The organism is Salinimicrobium oceani, assembly GCF_012037645.1.
The window spans coordinates 1-310 of the sequence record NZ_JAAVJR010001430.1 but is presented as its reverse complement, the minus strand read 5'-3'; the positions used below and the strand labels follow the sequence as shown (position 1 = coordinate 310).

1 protein-coding gene is annotated in these 310 nt (G+C 41.9%); it reads right to left on the bottom strand.

From position 1 onward, the window contains the following. On the bottom strand, positions 1-310 hold a 310-nt coding region (locus HC175_RS22510; protein WP_168140036.1), incomplete at both ends, for a nucleotide exchange factor GrpE.

The window sequence follows — 310 nt, the reverse complement described above, 5'->3', positions numbered from 1 at the left end:
GTAGCGAATTATTCTATCGCCCAGTTTATAACCCGTCTCTACTACGTCAACAATCTTGCCTTTTAATTTATCCTTAGGGGCAGGAATTTGAGTAATAGCTTCATGAATTTCTGCATCAAAGATATCTCCTTCTTTCACTTCGATCTCCTCCAGACCTTTTGATCTAAGGGTACTTCTGAATTTATTGCTGATAAGCTCCACCCCTTTAAGAAGCTCCTTGTCTTTTGCTTTTTTAAGCTCTTCCAGGGCACGATCGAAATCGTCCAACACCGGAAGCATTGACACTATGACGTCCTGGCTGGCAGTCTTA